This is a genomic window from Paenibacillus sp. FSL R10-2736 (genome assembly GCF_038000245.1).
Classification (GTDB): Bacteria; Bacillota; Bacilli; order Paenibacillales; family Paenibacillaceae; genus Paenibacillus_AQ; species Paenibacillus_AQ phytohabitans.
In genome coordinates, this window is record NZ_JBBOBN010000002.1 from 929,373 (window position 1) to 945,219 (window position 15,847).

At 53.1% G+C, this 15,847-nt stretch carries 8 protein-coding genes; 7 read left to right on the top strand and 1 reads right to left on the bottom strand.

What is annotated here, in order from left to right; all coding sequences use genetic code 11:
• Nucleotides 1-18 precede the first annotated feature (18 nt).
• The 6 genes from NSQ73_RS32195 (at nt 19) to NSQ73_RS32220 (ending at nt 14,197) form a co-directional block, all read left to right on the top strand.
• A complete protein-coding gene (locus NSQ73_RS32195; RefSeq protein ID WP_340990250.1) occupies nt 19-744 on the top strand; it encodes a hypothetical protein in 726 nt (241 codons plus the stop codon).
• Nucleotides 745-757: 13 nt separating this feature from the next.
• Nucleotides 758-1,852 (top strand): toxic anion resistance protein, encoded by a 1,095-nt coding sequence (locus NSQ73_RS32200; protein ID WP_039299403.1) that lies wholly within the window; start codon nt 758-760, stop codon nt 1,850-1,852.
• A 408-nt stretch (nt 1,853-2,260) separates the two neighbouring features.
• On the top strand, nt 2,261-3,049 hold the full coding sequence (locus tag NSQ73_RS32205; protein WP_039299406.1) for a formate/nitrite transporter family protein: 789 nt from the start codon (nt 2,261-2,263) through the stop codon (nt 3,047-3,049).
• A 408-nt stretch (nt 3,050-3,457) separates the two neighbouring features.
• A complete protein-coding gene (locus tag NSQ73_RS32210) occupies nt 3,458-7,102 on the top strand; it encodes a PA14 domain-containing protein (RefSeq protein WP_340990252.1) in 3,645 nt (1,214 codons plus the stop codon).
• Between the two features lie 23 nt (nt 7,103-7,125).
• Entirely contained in the window at nt 7,126-8,832 is a 1,707-nt protein-coding gene (locus NSQ73_RS32215; RefSeq protein ID WP_340990254.1) for an S-layer homology domain-containing protein, read from the top strand.
• Between the two features lie 25 nt (nt 8,833-8,857).
• Nucleotides 8,858-14,197 carry a GH92 family glycosyl hydrolase gene (locus tag NSQ73_RS32220; protein WP_340990256.1) on the top strand — a complete coding sequence of 1,780 codons (5,340 nt, stop codon included), beginning with the start codon at nt 8,858-8,860 and terminating at the stop codon, nt 14,195-14,197.
• Nucleotides 14,198-14,334: 137 nt separating this feature from the next.
• On the opposite strand, the gene NSQ73_RS32225 is transcribed toward NSQ73_RS32220, so the two are convergent.
• Nucleotides 14,335-14,787, bottom strand: coding sequence for a rhodanese-like domain-containing protein (locus NSQ73_RS32225; RefSeq protein WP_340990258.1), 453 nt, complete (start codon nt 14,785-14,787; stop codon nt 14,335-14,337).
• A 118-nt stretch (nt 14,788-14,905) separates the two neighbouring features.
• Between NSQ73_RS32225 and NSQ73_RS32230 the strand changes: the two genes are divergently transcribed.
• Nucleotides 14,906-15,787 (top strand): LysR family transcriptional regulator, encoded by an 882-nt coding sequence (locus NSQ73_RS32230; RefSeq protein WP_340990260.1) that lies wholly within the window; start codon nt 14,906-14,908, stop codon nt 15,785-15,787.
• Nucleotides 15,788-15,847: the final 60 nt, after the last annotated feature.

A 15,847-nucleotide genomic window follows, 5' to 3' on the forward strand; every position in this document is an offset into this window, starting at 1 on the left:
CATAAGAGGTGAGAAGGAATGCAAGCTAAATTCAAAGTACTGGTATACGCCGGGGCCGGCTATGTTGTGGCTGTATTGACCAGCGGGTTCCTGCCCGAGCTGATCTCGCTGCTGCTTCCGGTTGCCGGGGCCGCCCTTGCGGTGCCGGGCTTCAGGCGCACAAGAGTGAATCTCCCGGTGGAGGTTATTCCCGCCGGCCAAGAGCCGGCAGCGGCCCCTGCAGCTTCAGCCGGGGCGCTTCAGTCCCCGGCTGGCAGCGCCCCGGCCGCAGGCCAACTCCCGGCGCCGGGACAGGCTCCTGCGGTCAAAGCGGGAGCTGAGACCAGAGGGGAGATTACCATCGGAGCGGAATTCGCTCCGGTAGTGGAGTATCTTAGCATTCTGGAGGATATGATTATATCTGAAGGGCAGAAGGATACGCTGGACAATGAGATCGTCGAGAAGTCACTGGCGCTGTTCGCCAGACTGCAGCGTGTGATTCCTCTGCTGCAGGAACTCGGCAACGGCGAGATCAACCACACCGTCCGCAGACTGGTGCTGAAGGATCTCAACGGTGTGATCAATCCGTTCCTGAGGCTGGGCGGCGAAGCCAAGACGAGAAACCGGAGAATGCTGCTGAACGGTCTGCGTGATGTCGATACCAAAATATCCGATATTGCGTCTACGATCGAACATAAAGACCTGATGGAACTTCAGACCAAGGCGGAACTGATTCATCAGCGTTACAGCAGTTCCGAACTATAGGAGGAGGAAAACCATGTCCACGCAGTTGATCGAGCTGAGAAAAGAAGATGAACAGAAGGTAGTGGAGGAAGCTTCCCAGTTAATTGAGAAGGTGTCCAAGACCGATACTGTAGCCCTGGATTCCCTGATGGATGATATCGGCAAGCTTGGCGTGAAGACGCAGGAAAAAGCGGGACAAACCCTTAAGCTGCTGGATCGTCCGGTCAATGACCTGATGAGCGGCAAGCGGGTGGAGGTGCCGAATATGATTATGAAGCTGCGTAATGAGTGCGAGACGCTGCAGCAGAGCAAGAATGTCAGCTTTTTCGGCAAAATGCTGCGCAAGAGTCCGCTCAAAAATTATGTCTACAAATATCAGTCCGTCCGTACCAATATTGATGCCATCATTACCGGTCTGCGCGACGGCCGCGATACGCTGGAAGAGAGCATCGTCAACATGCGCCAGCTGAAGCGCACCTCGATGGAGGAGATTTATAATCTGCAGACCAAAATTGCCTTCGGCAACAAGCTGAAGGAGCTGTTCGAGGTAGAAATCGCCAAGCCGGAGAACGAATTCCGCAAGGCGTATCTGGAACGGGGACTGCGCAAGGTAATGGTACGGATTCAGTCCATGACTGAAATGATTCTGCTCTACAATCAGGCGATTGCGGCAACGGATATCATCAATGACAATAATGATAAGCTGATCGATTCCGTAAACAACGCGATTGATAAGACTTCTAACCTGATCACCGTGTCGGCGATGATTGCCATGTCCCTGGCTGATCAGGAGAATGTCATTAACGCTGTGGAAGCCACCAACAAGACGATCGAGGATCAGTTCAAGGAGAACGCACGGTTGCTGCGTACAACTACCGAGAAGACCACGGAGCTGCTCTCCAAGCCGTCCATGTCACTCGAAGCTGTGAATCAGGCAATAGGCGATCTGCTCAGTGCCCTGGATACCTCGGAGCAGTCCAACCGGCGGATTATCGAGAGCTGCCAGGATTATACGTCCAAAATGACGACCATCAACACCCAGCTGAACAACCGGCTCGGGCTTAATGAGGGCTCGCAGCCGCAGGCTTTGAAGCAGGCGGAGAATGGGCTGAGCAGCTTTTTGAACTGATGATTTGATCTGCGGCCCGTAAGCATATACGAAGGATTGCAATAAGCCTGCTGATGGGGATCAGCGGGCTTTTTTTGTCATGATAATCAGCATTCATAATGCTCCGCTCTCCCACATAAGTTGTCACTAAGGCGACCTGTGGAGAAAGAGGGGATAAGCGGATGATTCTGGGATGTTTGATAGTTGTGCTTATCGTCGTAGCCAGCAGTGAGAAAGCGGAAGCTATTGCCAGGCTGAATGACCCGGATGATAGAGGCCTGTAAGGCAGGTTCGGATAGTGTGCAGGCTCCATAAATATTGACGCTCTGTGGTTCAAGCAATTTCCAGCGGTTTATTGGGTATAATAACCCGGAGGCTGTACAGCAGCCTCTACAATCACTGAAAATACGAAGCTAAGACGGAGGTCAAATGGAGAACGAGGCACTGCTGCAGGTGGAGAAGCTGGCACTGAAGAAACAGAAGATCTTCCGGCAAAGCATATTGCGGTATATTGCCAGAGCCATGCTCGCCAGCATGTTTATCGGATTCGGCGTTATCGTAGCGTTTAAGACCGGCAACTTCTTCTATATGGAACAATCGCCGATGACCTATCCGATGGCTGCGATTACGTTCGGCGCAGCCATCATCCTCATTTCTTACGGCGGGGGAGATTTATTTACCGGAGATACCTTCTATTACACCTACGCGGCCTTGAGACGCAAGATGGCATGGACTGAGGTAGTGCGGATGTGGGTAGTGAGCTACATCGGTAATATCCTTGGGGCTACGGCGTTCGCCCTGCTGATTTTTCTGACCGGATTATTCTATGATTCCTCTGTGAACGGGTTTCTGCTGAATGTGGTGGCTCACAAGATGGAAGCCCCGGCGCTGCAGCTGTTCTTCCGGGCTATTCTCTGTAACTGGCTCGTCTGTCTGGCCTTCTTCGTCCCGATGTCGATGAAAAGCGACGGAGCCAAAATGTTCGCCATGGTTCTATTCGTCTTCTGTTTCTTCATCTCCGGCTATGAGCACAGTATTGCCAACATGTGTACCTTCGCAATTGCCCTCGTGCTGGATCACCCCGGCACCATATCATGGGGAGGCGTTGTGCATAATCTTGTCCCGGTTACGCTCGGGAATCTCATTGGCGGCGGGGTGCTGATGGGCGTGATGTATTACTATGTGAATAAGCCGTTTCTGGATGAGGAGTCTCATTAAAGCGGCTGCAAAATAAACCAAAAAGCGTTTCTCCGGTTATGGAGGAACGCTTTTCTGCTTTTTGTTGAGATAAATATACACACAAGCTGTTTGTTCCTGCTGGAATTCATAGTAAATTTCATAGCTGTTTTAACCTCCCGATTACATTTCCTTTTAGAATGCCGGAATTACAACTAACCCTGCTTCGTCGGCTACTTATAAGGGACACAGGTTATTTGGCAGTAGCGGGTAAGAGAGGTGATTTGGAAAAACGTGAATAATTATATATTATAATGAATTAATTTCCAAATACTTTTCTTCAAATTTTACATAAAATTCATCCTGGCTTTACCAAGCATGCATTGAACAGTTCGCCCGGTAAACGTATCATTTCCAAATGATCATAACTTTCATTTGGGGGGAAAAGAAGTGAAGAAGAGGTTTAAGCTGCTAAGCCGAATGCTTGCAGCTGCATTGCTGACGGCTTCATTGTTCACCGCTGGTTATGTGCCGTTACTACCGGCCAGTGCAGAGCCTGCAGACACAGGTGCTAATCCGGCTGAGGGAACGGATAACTCAGGATCAGCATCTGCTGCAGAGCCTGCCGCCAGCGGTGCAGACGGAGAAATATCTCTTGTTGCCGGTGAGGATGCTCCCATGTCAGCTGCTGCTGCAGAGGGAACATTGATCGCCAAGGACAGTGGATGGGTGTATCTGGATGACGGTTCTGATCAGGCTACGGTCTGGCAGGATGTCTATTTCGATGACAGCAGCTGGAAGCAGGGACAAGCCCCGCTCGGCTATGCCGGCAGCGGCAAAGGGCTGGATCTGAACACCTGGATCGGTTACGGCACGGATTCAAGCCAAAAATATACAACATCGTATTACCGCAAGGAATTTCAGATTGACGACCCGGCAGCTATCCTTAAGCTCGCGGCTACGCTGGTCCGGGATGACGGCGCAGTTGTGTATCTGAACGGTCAGGAAGTCTACCGCACGAACCTGCCGACGGGTACGATTCTCTATAATACTTATGCTTCTTCGGCCATCGGCGACGAGCGGCTCGATAATAACTTCAATATCGATCCGGCTCTGTTACTGAAGGGCACAAATGTAATTGCCGCCGAGGTACATCAGGACAGGGGCGGCAGCTCCGATACGTTTTTCTCCCTCGAACTCAACGCTTCTGCAGGGGTATCCGCCTCGAAAGACCACGGATTACTTGGTCAATATTACACCGGTACCGAGACCTTTGAGTTCGGTGATTATAAGTCCACACGAATTGATTCCCAGATTAACTTCAGCAATCTGGACCCCGTTCTCCAGACATGGAACGGACGTTCGGATGATGCAAATATCCGCTGGACAGGCCAGATCATGGCGCCGGAGTCCGGCGACTATACCTTCTATATGATCGGCGACAATGGTTTCCGGATGTGGCTTGACGACCAGCTTGTGATCGACCACTGGACTAACGACTGGGATGTGGAACAGACCAGCACTCCGATTACACTGCAAGGCGGAGTGAAGCACAACTTAAAAGTAGAATATTTCGAGGATTTCGGCGGATCGAACCTGTATCTGCGCTGGTCGGGTCCGGGGATAACGAAGCAGATTATACCTGCCTCAGCCCTTTACCTTCCGGTTGATTACAATGGCCCTATCTACGGCAGCGTAGATTCTGGCGGTACCAGTGTAGCACTGCAGCTCACGGGTGATCTGCAGCCGGTTTCGTCCGAGTTGGCCAGCCATCTCACAGTCAAGACGGACACAGCTGTGATTCCGCTCCTGAATGCGGTTCAAGGCAGTGCTCCTGATCAGCTTACACTGACACTTGGCTCCATCGTGAAGCCTGGGCAGATTGTGAACATCTCCTATGACGGGCAGGCAGGACTGAAGTTTACAGACGGTACATCTGCGGGCAGTTTCGTTTATAGTCCTGATAATATGTCAGAGGCCTTGGATTACTCACCGATTGCGATTGCAATGTCCTTCCAGAATGAAGCGAAGACCAACCGGTCCTTCGCCTGGTATACAAGCTATGAAAGACCCGACAGCGCACCAGCGGGGATTATGGACAGCATTGTAGAGATCGTGCCGGCAGACCAGGACTTTGACTCCCCAGTGAAGCAGCGCTTTGTTGGAGATCCTGCTGACACCCGGGCGCTTAATCTGAAAATTACAAACTCGACAACAGGCGCTTTTATCAGCCATAAAGCGATTGCTACCGGACTTGTTCCCGGAACTGCTTATAAATACCGTGTGGGCAGTGACGGAAACTGGAGCACCGCTGGCAGCTTCACGACTGAGGGGGAGAACGAAAAGGCATACAACTTCCTCTATATGACTGACTCCCAAGGTGCAAATACCAACGACTATGAGGTATGGGCCAAAACACTGAAGAACGGGCTGGATGATTATCCGGATGCCAAGTTCCTGGTAATGACAGGGGATCAGGTCGATGCCGGATCGCTGGAGTCACAGTGGCTGGACTATTTCGGCAAGCCGCAGAACATGCTGATGAAGCTTCCGCTGATGGCGGCTGTCGGCAATCATGAAGGGCCGTATAACGATAACTATTATTATCATTTCAACTATCCGAATGATTCAATCGATGATCCGCTTCCTCCAGGCAGTGTCTATTCCTACGACTACGGCGATGCCCATATCATGGTGCTGAACACGATGGACATGGGCTGGGACGAGCGGCAGCGTAATTCCTTCGAACAGCAGGTTGATTGGCTGAAGCGTGAGGTAGCTGTAACGGACAAGAAATGGAAAGTGGTTGCTTTCCACAAGGCGGTCTATTCGCTCGGGAACCATGCACTGGACAGTGATATTCTGGCGCTGAGAGAGAAGATGGTTCCGGTGTTCGATGAGCTGGGTATCGATGTGGTATTGCAGGGTCATGACCATACCTTCATGCGCTCGTACCAGATGTATGAGGACAAAGCGGTAACGGATATTCAAAAAAACGGCGACGGCAATCCGCTGAACCCTGACGGTACGCTGTACATGATTAATAATTCCGCCGGTACGAAATATTACGATATCCAAAAAGGTGTAAATCCGTATTATGCCAATGTATATCAGCAGCCTAAAGTACCGATCTACTCCGGCATCACGATGACGGAAGACAGCTTCACTATCAATTCGTACAAATCGGGCGATGCAGCTCCATTCGATACGTACACAATTGTCCGTGATGACAGCAAGCCCGAACCGGTGGAGGGGCTAGCAGCCAGTAGGACAGAGGACAAGGCGGCCGTACTTACCTGGGTAAGACCAGCCGACAAGAGTGACGCTGATGCCGTCAGAGGCTTCCGGATTTATGAGAAGAACGGTAAACTCGGGACGAACTGGAGTGTTTATGTACCCGTGGAAGAAGCGCGCAGCCAGTATGAATATAAGGTAACGGGAACTAATCCGGCAGTGGATTATGAGTTTGTAGTCAAAGCCGTAGACAAGCGGGACAATTCCTCGGAAGCTACCGTGTTCTCCGGCGGTGAGCATCCGGCGGCACCGACCGCTCCGGTCATTGACGATGCCCGCAACACCTTCGGCTGGACACTCGTACCTGGCTACCCTGAAGCAGCTGACTATGAATATAGCTTGGACGGAGGCGAAACCTGGCAGCCAGTCACGGTGAACCCGCAGCCGATCCATGACGGCAGCTACGCAGCAGGCATGGTGCAGGTGCGCATCAAAGGTGATATGGCAGCCGGTACGCCAGCAGGAACAGCACTGCTCTCGGACAAGCCGTTCACGCCAAATGATCATACCGATACGTACGAGATAAAGGGTGTGCTTAAGCGCGATAATCAGCTTCAGGTAGAGGTCTCACTGGATCGTCTCGCGGAGTATACCGGCAGCGCTTATGTTGTCTTCGAACTGATGGACGGAGATACTCCGCTGCTGATTAACGCTATCCCGCTTACGAGCAGCCATCTGACGATGTCCCAGTACTACAATGTGAAAGGTGAACACTACCGGGTCAAGGTATTTGTATTTGACCAGTTCAACAACAACCTGGAAGTGCCTGGACAGCTTGCGAAGCCGGTAGAACTTCAGTGATCAGGAAAGAGAGGAATCCGAAGGTGAAAAAAGTTGTAGCGGCCATTATGGTCTTATTGTTCCTGTATTCTCCTGCTGCAGTCTTCGCTGCAAACTCCTTCACGCTCCATTTGAGCGGAAAGGCGGCTGAGCGCGGTGGCAGCATCACGCTGTCTGGAACGACAGCTGGGCCGGGTGACCAGGTCGTAGTCAAAATCGTCAGCCCGGCCGGCACGGTGTTCTATATTGATGTCTTGAAGGCTGTAGACGGAGCATATGCACAGCGGTTATCAATTCCGGCAAGCCAGCTATTGGCTCCATCCGGAAGCTATAACGTCGTTGCCGGTTCCGGCGGAGCTGCATTGACGCAAGAATTCACCATTCAGGGGGAGGATAATCCGGGCCCCGGAACACCGACTGCAGCTCCAACAGCAACCCCAAGCGCGGTGCCGACTGCAACTCCAACACCGACACCGACACCGGCGCCGGATTCCGGAACTCCGAGTAATCCGGGTACGTCACAGCCCGTTAGAACGGGCAGCCCTGCTTCATCAGCGGCCAGCCCAATACCAGCCGGAGCCGGAGAAGCCTCTAATGCCCGGATCAAGCCAGAGCTGATTAACGGAAGTTATCTGATTGGTGCAGATACGCTGGCGCAGGCTATGCAGCAAGCTGCTGGCCAGATCACAATTGAGCTTCCGGACACGGCAGGAGAAGCTGGAGTGGCACTGGAGCTCCCGCAGCAATCGCTTAATCTGCTTAATGCAGGGAATACAGGACTTGTACTGACGGATGGAGTAAGAACGATATCTTTTCCCGCAGGTGCAATGAAGACCTCGGATGATAATCAGACCCGGTTGCGGATTGTCCTGAATGCCAGCTGGAACAAGGAAGCCCAGTCACTGGTTGGCGGGTCTGTCCGCAGTGATGCCGCTTATGCTTCGACTGGCGTATTACTGTCGCTGGTCATTCAGATGGTAAACGGCAGCAATGTTACTGAGATCCATCAGCTGGCTCAGCCGGCAGAGGTTAGCCTCAGGCTGACGCCAGCGCAGATTACCTCGATGAAGACGGAACTAGCGGGCATTTATTACGTGGACGGCAACAGTGCTGAATATGTACCTGGCACGTTGACGGCTGGAACGGTAGCCTTCAAGGCGACCCATTTCTCTGCATATGCACTGCTTGTCTATGACAAGAATTTCGCGGATATGACCGGACACTGGGCTGAGGCAGCCGTGAAATCTCTTGCCGCCAAACATCTGGTGAACGGTGTGGACGCTGCGCATTATGAACCGGCCCGCGGCATCACCCGCGCTGAGTTCGCCGCCCTGCTGATGCGGGCTGTAGAGCGTACGGGAAGCGCACCGGCCAATGTTGCTTCAGCGCCATTTGTCGATGTACCTTCAAGCGCTTATTATGCCAAGCAGGCAGCAGAGGCTGCGACCATGGGCATTATGAACGGCTACGAAGGAGCTTTCAGGCCAAGTGAACGCATTACCCGCGAGGAAGCGGCGGTAGCACTGGTTAACGCTTCGAAGTACTTCAAGCTTGGGGCAGGCGTCCAGGCAGGTAAGGCTTATACTGATGCGCGGGAGATTGCCTCTTGGGCGGCGGCCAGTGTGGCCGAGGCGGGAGCGAGCGGGCTAATGCAGGGAGACGGCACCGCATTCCAGCCGAAGAAGCAGGTCACCCGCGCTGAGGTGGCTGTAATGGTAGGCCGTCTGGTTCAGACCGGCTCTTCACTATAAGATGAAAGCGAGGGATTGGAATCTCATGCGTAAACAACTGTTCTCCATTCTGATGTCGGTTCTGATGCTGCTTGGCTTGCTGGATTCAGTGACTGCCTTTACGGTTACGGTATCCGCCGCGGAAGCCGGTATAGAAGTAGTCCCGGCGAAGAATGTTGCACTGAATGCACAAGTTACGGCCTCAGGTCAATGCAATGTGAATGAACGGCCGCAATTTGCTGTAGACGGCAAGAACGACACGAAGTGGTGCGATAATACAACCGCCAAGATCAAATGGATGAAGCTCGACCTTGGTAAGGATTACACGATTAACCAATGGACGGTTTACAACGCCGGTATCAATGAGAGCTCGAACAGCCCGTTCTGGAATACACAGAATTTCCGGCTGCAGAAGAGCGAGGACGGCCAGAGCTGGAGCGATGTGGATGTTGTGCAGGGTAACGTGCAGACGGTCGTTGACCGGTATCTGCCCCAGCCGGTGACAGCCCGCTATCTCCGGTTCTATGTAAGCAAAGCTGCAGCGAGCGGCGATACTGTCCGGCTGTATGAGCTGCAGGTATATGGGGTAGATGCCGGGAAATATCCGGCCTATCCTGCAGTAAATCTGCACCCGGTGGATTATGTTGATCCGCTTATCAACACCCTGGGAGATAACGGTCAGACGAATCCGGGACCGTCGACGCCGTTCGGACTCGTCTCCCTGGGACCTGACAGCGACGGCGGGGCGTTCAGCGGCTATTATTATCAGGATAAATACCTGAAAGGCTTCTCGCAGGTACGTTTCAGCGGTGTAGGCTGCAGTGGGGCAGGCGGCAACATCCTGATGATGCCTGAGACGCGTTCGTTCACGAAGAATGTGAATGAATATAAGCAGCTGTACGATAAAAGCAGTGAGCAGGCTTCTGCCGGGTACTACGGTGTTACGCTGGCATCAGGAATCGGCGTAGAATTGACGGCATCGGACAATGTCGGCTTCCAGCGCTATACATTCCCGGCATCCGCGAAGACGGGTTCTGTACTCGTGGATCTCTCCAATTCCTATGCCGGAATGCTTGATGCCAACCTGAAGGTGGAAGGCAGCAATGAAATTACGGGCATGATCCAATCCAAGAACGTATGCGGCAACGGGTATTATAAGCTGTATTATTCCATCCAGTTTGACCATGATTTCGATTCCTACACCTCCTGGCAGGGCGATACAACCGGAACGGAAGAAGTCCGTACCGGGGCGAACAGCGGAGTCTGGGTTAATTTCGATACGAATGGCGGCAAAGTGATCCAGGCTAAGGTCGGTCTGTCGGCGTTAAGTGTGGAACAGGCCAGAGCCGAGGTGAAGCAGGATATTGCTGACTGGGATTTTGACGCCCAGCATGCCAAGATCCGCAGCACCTGGAGCGATGTTCTGGGCAAAGTGGAAATCAAGGATGAAGATGAAGAGAATAAGCAAGTATTTTATACGCAAATGTACCATACGTACCTGCATCCGAAGAACGTAACCAGCTCAGCCGGAACGTTCAAGGCGGGCAGGGATGAGAATACGGTACGCCAAGCTTCCGGGCTTGGTGAGGATTTTGAATACTATAACGGCTGGACGACCTGGGATGATTTCCGCAAATACTCCCTGTTCTCTGTGCTGGAGCCGCAGAAGTATAACAACATGGTGAAGTCGCTGGTTGACCTTTACAAGACCAGAGGGACCTACACGCAATGGGGGGACGGTTATTGGCCAAGCCCGACGGTGCGCAATGAATTCAACGGTGCCGTCATTCTCGATGCCTATGCGAAAGGCTTCACGGACTATGACGTGTACACGGCGCTAAAAGGAATGGCAGTCGATGCGGACAACTTCTCGATTTCGGACGGCGAAATTTCCGGCAAGCTGGAGAAGGCGAAAAGTGCCTATTTTCCGATGAAGCTTGCTGCGCTGCTGGGCGATAAGAGCATATATGAGAAATATAAGAAGCTCGCACTCTCCTATCAGAGTCTGTGGAATGAGAATCAGGTCGACGAGAACGGTGTTAAGACCGGATTCTTTACCCCGAATGGTACAACGGTAGCCAAGGGGGATGTAACCGCAGTGGACAAGTATGCCTATCAGGGCAATCTTTGGACATACCGCTGGTCCGCTACACAGGACATCAATGGTCTGGCCAAGCTGATGGGCGGCAAGACAGAAATGGCGAAGCAGCTGCAGGATTTCTTTGCCCGGAATGAGTACATGGCTATCAACGAGCCCGACATCGACGTACCCTATCTGTTCAACTATCTGGGTTATCCTTATCTGACCCAATATTATGCCAGAGAATATACTACCGAGGTGGTTACTCAGAAATACCACAACCACGGGCCGTATGCTTACCCGATCCAATCGCGGGTCTACCGTGCTGATCCTGAAGGTTATCTGCCTTCTATGGACGACGATGCGGGGGGAATGTCCTCCTGGTATGTATACAGCGCAATGGGCCTTTTTCCCGGCAATCCGGGAGACGCCAATTTCCTGATTGGCTCACCTGTTTTCTCGGAGCTGACCCTACATCTGGATAATGGCAAGACCTTTACTATTAAAGCGGACAATGTCTCCTCCGCCAACCGGTTCATCCAATCCGCCACCCTGAACGGTCAATCGTTTGATCAGGCCTGGATCGGCTATGATGATCTGATGAACGGGGGCACGCTGGAATTTGATATGGGAGATACGCCTAATTATGCTTGGGGAGCTTCGGCCAAATCGGCACCTCCTACAGCAGATTATGATGCTGACATTGAGAACACACTCTCCCGGAATTCATTGATCAGCGAAGGTTCAGAGTGGAAATATTATGATAAGGGCAAAGCCCCGGCGAGTGGCTGGACATTAGCGGGCTTCAATGACAGCAGCTGGTCCTCCGGGCAGGCACCGCTCGGCTACGACAACAAGGGATACGCCAGAACCGTGATCGGCTACGGCCCGGATGCAAGCAAGAAATATACGACGTCCTACTTCCGCACAACATTCAATGCATCTGAGCTGCAGGACATACTGGAGCTGGATGCCGGTCTGATCCGTGATGACGGCGCTATAGTCTATCTGAACGGACATGAGATTATCCGGACGAACATGCCGGACGGGGCTGCGGCTTATGATACCAATGCCAATGCTACAGTCGGCGACGAACGTGACTGGAACCGTTATGAGATCAATCCGGATTATCTGCAGGAAGGCATCAACGTGCTTGCCGCAGAAGTGCATCAGGTAAACTTCAGCAGCTCAGATATCGCATTTGATCTCAGTCTGGAGACGGTCAAGCAAATGATGAAGCCTGACGCGCCAACAGCTCCGCTGGTGGACGATACAGCCAATACCTTCGGCTGGACGGCAGTACAGGGCTTCACAAGCCCGGCCGACTATGAATACAGTACCAACGGCGGTGTGAGCTGGAAGACGGCTGCAGCGAATCCGCAGACGGTCGGACCGCAGGCTTTTGCGGCGGGTGCTGTACAAGTACGCATCCAAGCAAATGAAGACCGGAATGTCATGACAGGCGATGCCTTGGTTTCTAATGTCCCGTACACCTCGGACATCCTATGGGATGTATACGATCTGAAGGCAGACGTGAAGCGCACAGGCAATATGACCGTAGAGGTATCAGGAACTCTCAAAGGAGATTATGTAGACTCGGCGGTTGCTGTAATTCAGCTGATGGACGGCGGAGAGCAGGCACTGCTGTCCAGTGCCGTACCGGTCCAGTCCGGAGGCTTCGAGCTGACGCAGAACTTCAGTGTGAACGCCAGTAAGTATCAGGTGAATGTCTACCTGGTGGACAGCTATAACGGCAACATCTACGACTCATTGTGGCTGGCTGATCCTATTGAATCGCAGCCGGAGCCGGCACCGCAGAACCCTGGTGAACCAAGTGAACCAGGCGAACCTGGAGGAGAGCAGCCGGGCGGGGAAGTTCCGTTGCCTGAACCGCTGCCGGTACCGGTGAAGCCTCCGGTTATACCTGACCCGGCGGAAGAACCGCAGCCACCGGTAGTGGATACGGGGACGGTAGAATTTGAGAACCGCACGGCCTGGTCGGATGCGGTCAATACGTTCAACAACAATAAGCTGAAAACTGAAGACGGCAATAACGGTGCGGTGGTCGCCAATACCTTCACCGGCGCGTGGCTATCCTTTGCGGATATCGATTTCGGAACCAAAGGGACAAACCGGATTACGGTCGAGTATAATGCAAACTCTGACCGGACACCGGCGGATGCGGTGCTTGAGCTGCGGCTTGGGGCTGTAGACGGCGAGCTTCTCGGCAATGTGGAGCTTAAGAATACCGGTGCAGGGTGGACGCAATATAAGGCGGCGGCAGCAATTCTCAATCGTACATTGACCGGCAAGCAGAGCCTGTTCTTCGTGCTGAAGGGCAGTACAGACAGCAATCGTCCGTATATCGCCAATCTGGACAAGTTCATCTGGGACTACCAGGCGATCCGGACAGACTACACTAAGCTGGAGCTGGAGAGCTATGATGCCTGGTCCACGGATAATAATCCGGCCAACGGCGGTCCGCTGAAGACCGAGAACGGTACCAGCGGCAAGCAGGTTGCCAATACCTTTAGCGGAGCCTGGCTGGCGTACAAGGGAATGAACTTCGGCAGCACGGGCGTGAATCAGTGGTCGCTGGAGTATACAGGCAATTCAACGAATACGGCCGCAGATTCATCCGTTGAAGTCCGTCTGGGCGGAGTGGACGGTGAGCTTGCAGGCACTCTGTCAGCACCGCCGACTGCAAATGCCTGGGGGACGTACAAGACTGTGTCCGGCGCGCTGAGCAAGAATCTTACCGGCATGCAGGACATCTACCTGGTATTTAGGGGCACAACGGATTCAACCTTCAAGTATATCGGTAATTTTGACAATGCGTCCTTCTCTCTGGCCGCAGCTGAACCGGATGTTCTTGTGGAATTTGAGAACAAGACCGTGTGGTCTGACGCCAAAAATACCTTCAACAGCAATCCGCTCAAAACTGAGGGCAACAACGGCGGAACTGTAGTTGCCAATACATTTACCGGAGCCTGGTTCTCCTTTGAGAATGTTGATTTCGGCGTACAGGGCAAGAACTACGTGTCCATCCAGTACGATGCGCCGACCAATCGTGCCCCGGCTGACATCACAGCTGAGATCCGGCTGGGCGGCAAAGACGGTACCGTGATCGGAACGGTCAGTCTGCCCAATACAGGCGGAGCCTGGGGGAACTACAAGACAGCAGGCGCTCTGCTCAGTCAGACACTGACCGGCAAGCAGCATCTGTATGTCTCACTGAAGGGCTCGACTACCTCGAGTCTGAATTATGTGGGCAACCTCGATAAACTAATCTTCACGAAGAAATGATGGAGTGATTGCTGCAGAAGGCCCATAGGAGACTTGTCTCCTATGGGCCTTCTTTGCTGCTGATTTTCTTTAATTTCATAAAATGATAAAAAGCCGCGTCTCTCACGGAAATATACGCTTAGGGGAAAGGCTCCGTATTATTGCTTTCCGGCAGGCATGCTAAAGTACAGCGGCGCTTCCTCCTGCAGGGTGCCCTCCAGTCTGCCCCCTTCCTTGCGCCAATACTCGATACCGCCCAGCATCTCCTTAACGAGGTAGCCCTGGGCAGCCAGTCTGGCTGCAGCTTTACTGGCTCCATTGCAGGCGGGTCCCCAGCAATACAGAATGAGTACATCATCTGTGGGCAGCTCCGGAGAAGTGTGGTTTATCCGCCCGGAGGGCAGGGAGAGGGCTCCCGGCAGGTGAGCCTCTTCATATGAACGGGCATCGCGGACATCGACCAGCTGAAAGCCGGTGATCCCTTCACGCAGATCGTAAGCCACATCGGCCACATCGGTCTCGAATGCTGCTTTGGCCGTGAAATAGCGTACCGCATCTGCGGAGGCTCCCGCCGGAGCAGCCAGTACTTGAGATTTCGCCTGTAGTTTCATTGCGGAGTCCTCCTTGGTTAAATGGGTTGGTTTTATTATATAAGGGAACTATAATTGGAGTTATCTATAGTCTGCGATACTAAATATCGAAAATATTGATAATTCAGGAGAGCTGTGTATGGAATTAACCTATTTGCGGACCTTTTGTACAGTGGCGGACCACGGAAGTTATACCCGGGCGGCAGAAGTGCTGGGATACGCACAATCGAGTGTGACGGCGCAGATTGCCAAGCTGGAGGAGCTGTACGGAGCCATTCTGCTGGAGCGTTCGGGCAGGGGGATGATTCCAACCTTCGCCGGCAGCAATCTGCTCCCGTATGCCCGGCAGATGCTGGCGCTGAGTGCGGAAGCTAAAGGGATAATCTCCGGGGGTGATCAGGGAGTGCTGAATATTGGCGCCATTGAGACGCTGGCCGCTTATTATCTGCCTCACCGGCTGCACCGGTACCGGGAGCAGCATCCCGGAATGCAGCTGCGGGTACAGCCCGGCTCTGAAGAAGATATCATCGCCGCAGTCAAAGATAAAACCGCCCATTTCGGTCTGATCTTCGATGTTCCGTATGCGTCGGGGGAACTGGTCACTCTGCCGCTGCGGGAGGAGCAGCTGTATGTGATCACCCATCCGGAGCATCCCTTGGCAGCCGAAAAGGCGGTTACCCCGGAGCATCTGGAGGGGGAACCGCTGGTGCTGACAGAGAGTACCTGCACGTACCGGAAGCAGCTGCTGCATGTGCTCAGGGAATCCGGTATAACTGCGCGTGTAGATATGGAGTTCGGGAATCTCGAGGGGATCAAGCAGGCCGTGAAGCACAGCTGGGGGACGGCCTTTCTGCCGCGGTATGCGGTAGAAGAGGAGCTGTGCACCGGCGTGTTAACCGGAATTCCCCTGGCCGGGCAGCTTGAGCCGTTCTATATTCAGCTTATCTACCGCAAGGAGCAGCGGCTATCCCCTGTATTCATGGAGTTCATTGCCCATATGCAGCTGCAGGAGCCTGTATAACACATCTTACATTCTCAGCATCAGCCACCCCCGAGACTTATACAGGTTCTTCAGAAAAAG

Coding starts and splice junctions, on each gene's coding strand:
- NSQ73_RS32195 (WP_340990250.1), top strand. CDS start 19: ATGCAAGCTAAATTCAAAGTACTGGTATACGCCGGGGCCGGCTATGTT.
- NSQ73_RS32200 (WP_039299403.1), top strand. CDS start 758: ATGTCCACGCAGTTGATCGAGCTGAGAAAAGAAGATGAACAGAAGGTA.
- NSQ73_RS32205 (WP_039299406.1), top strand. CDS start 2,261: ATGGAGAACGAGGCACTGCTGCAGGTGGAGAAGCTGGCACTGAAGAAA.
- NSQ73_RS32220 (WP_340990256.1), top strand. CDS start 8,858: ATGCGTAAACAACTGTTCTCCATTCTGATGTCGGTTCTGATGCTGCTT.
- NSQ73_RS32225 (WP_340990258.1), bottom strand. CDS start 14,787: ATGAAACTACAGGCGAAATCTCAAGTACTGGCTGCTCCGGCGGGAGCC.
- NSQ73_RS32230 (WP_340990260.1), top strand. CDS start 14,906: ATGGAATTAACCTATTTGCGGACCTTTTGTACAGTGGCGGACCACGGA.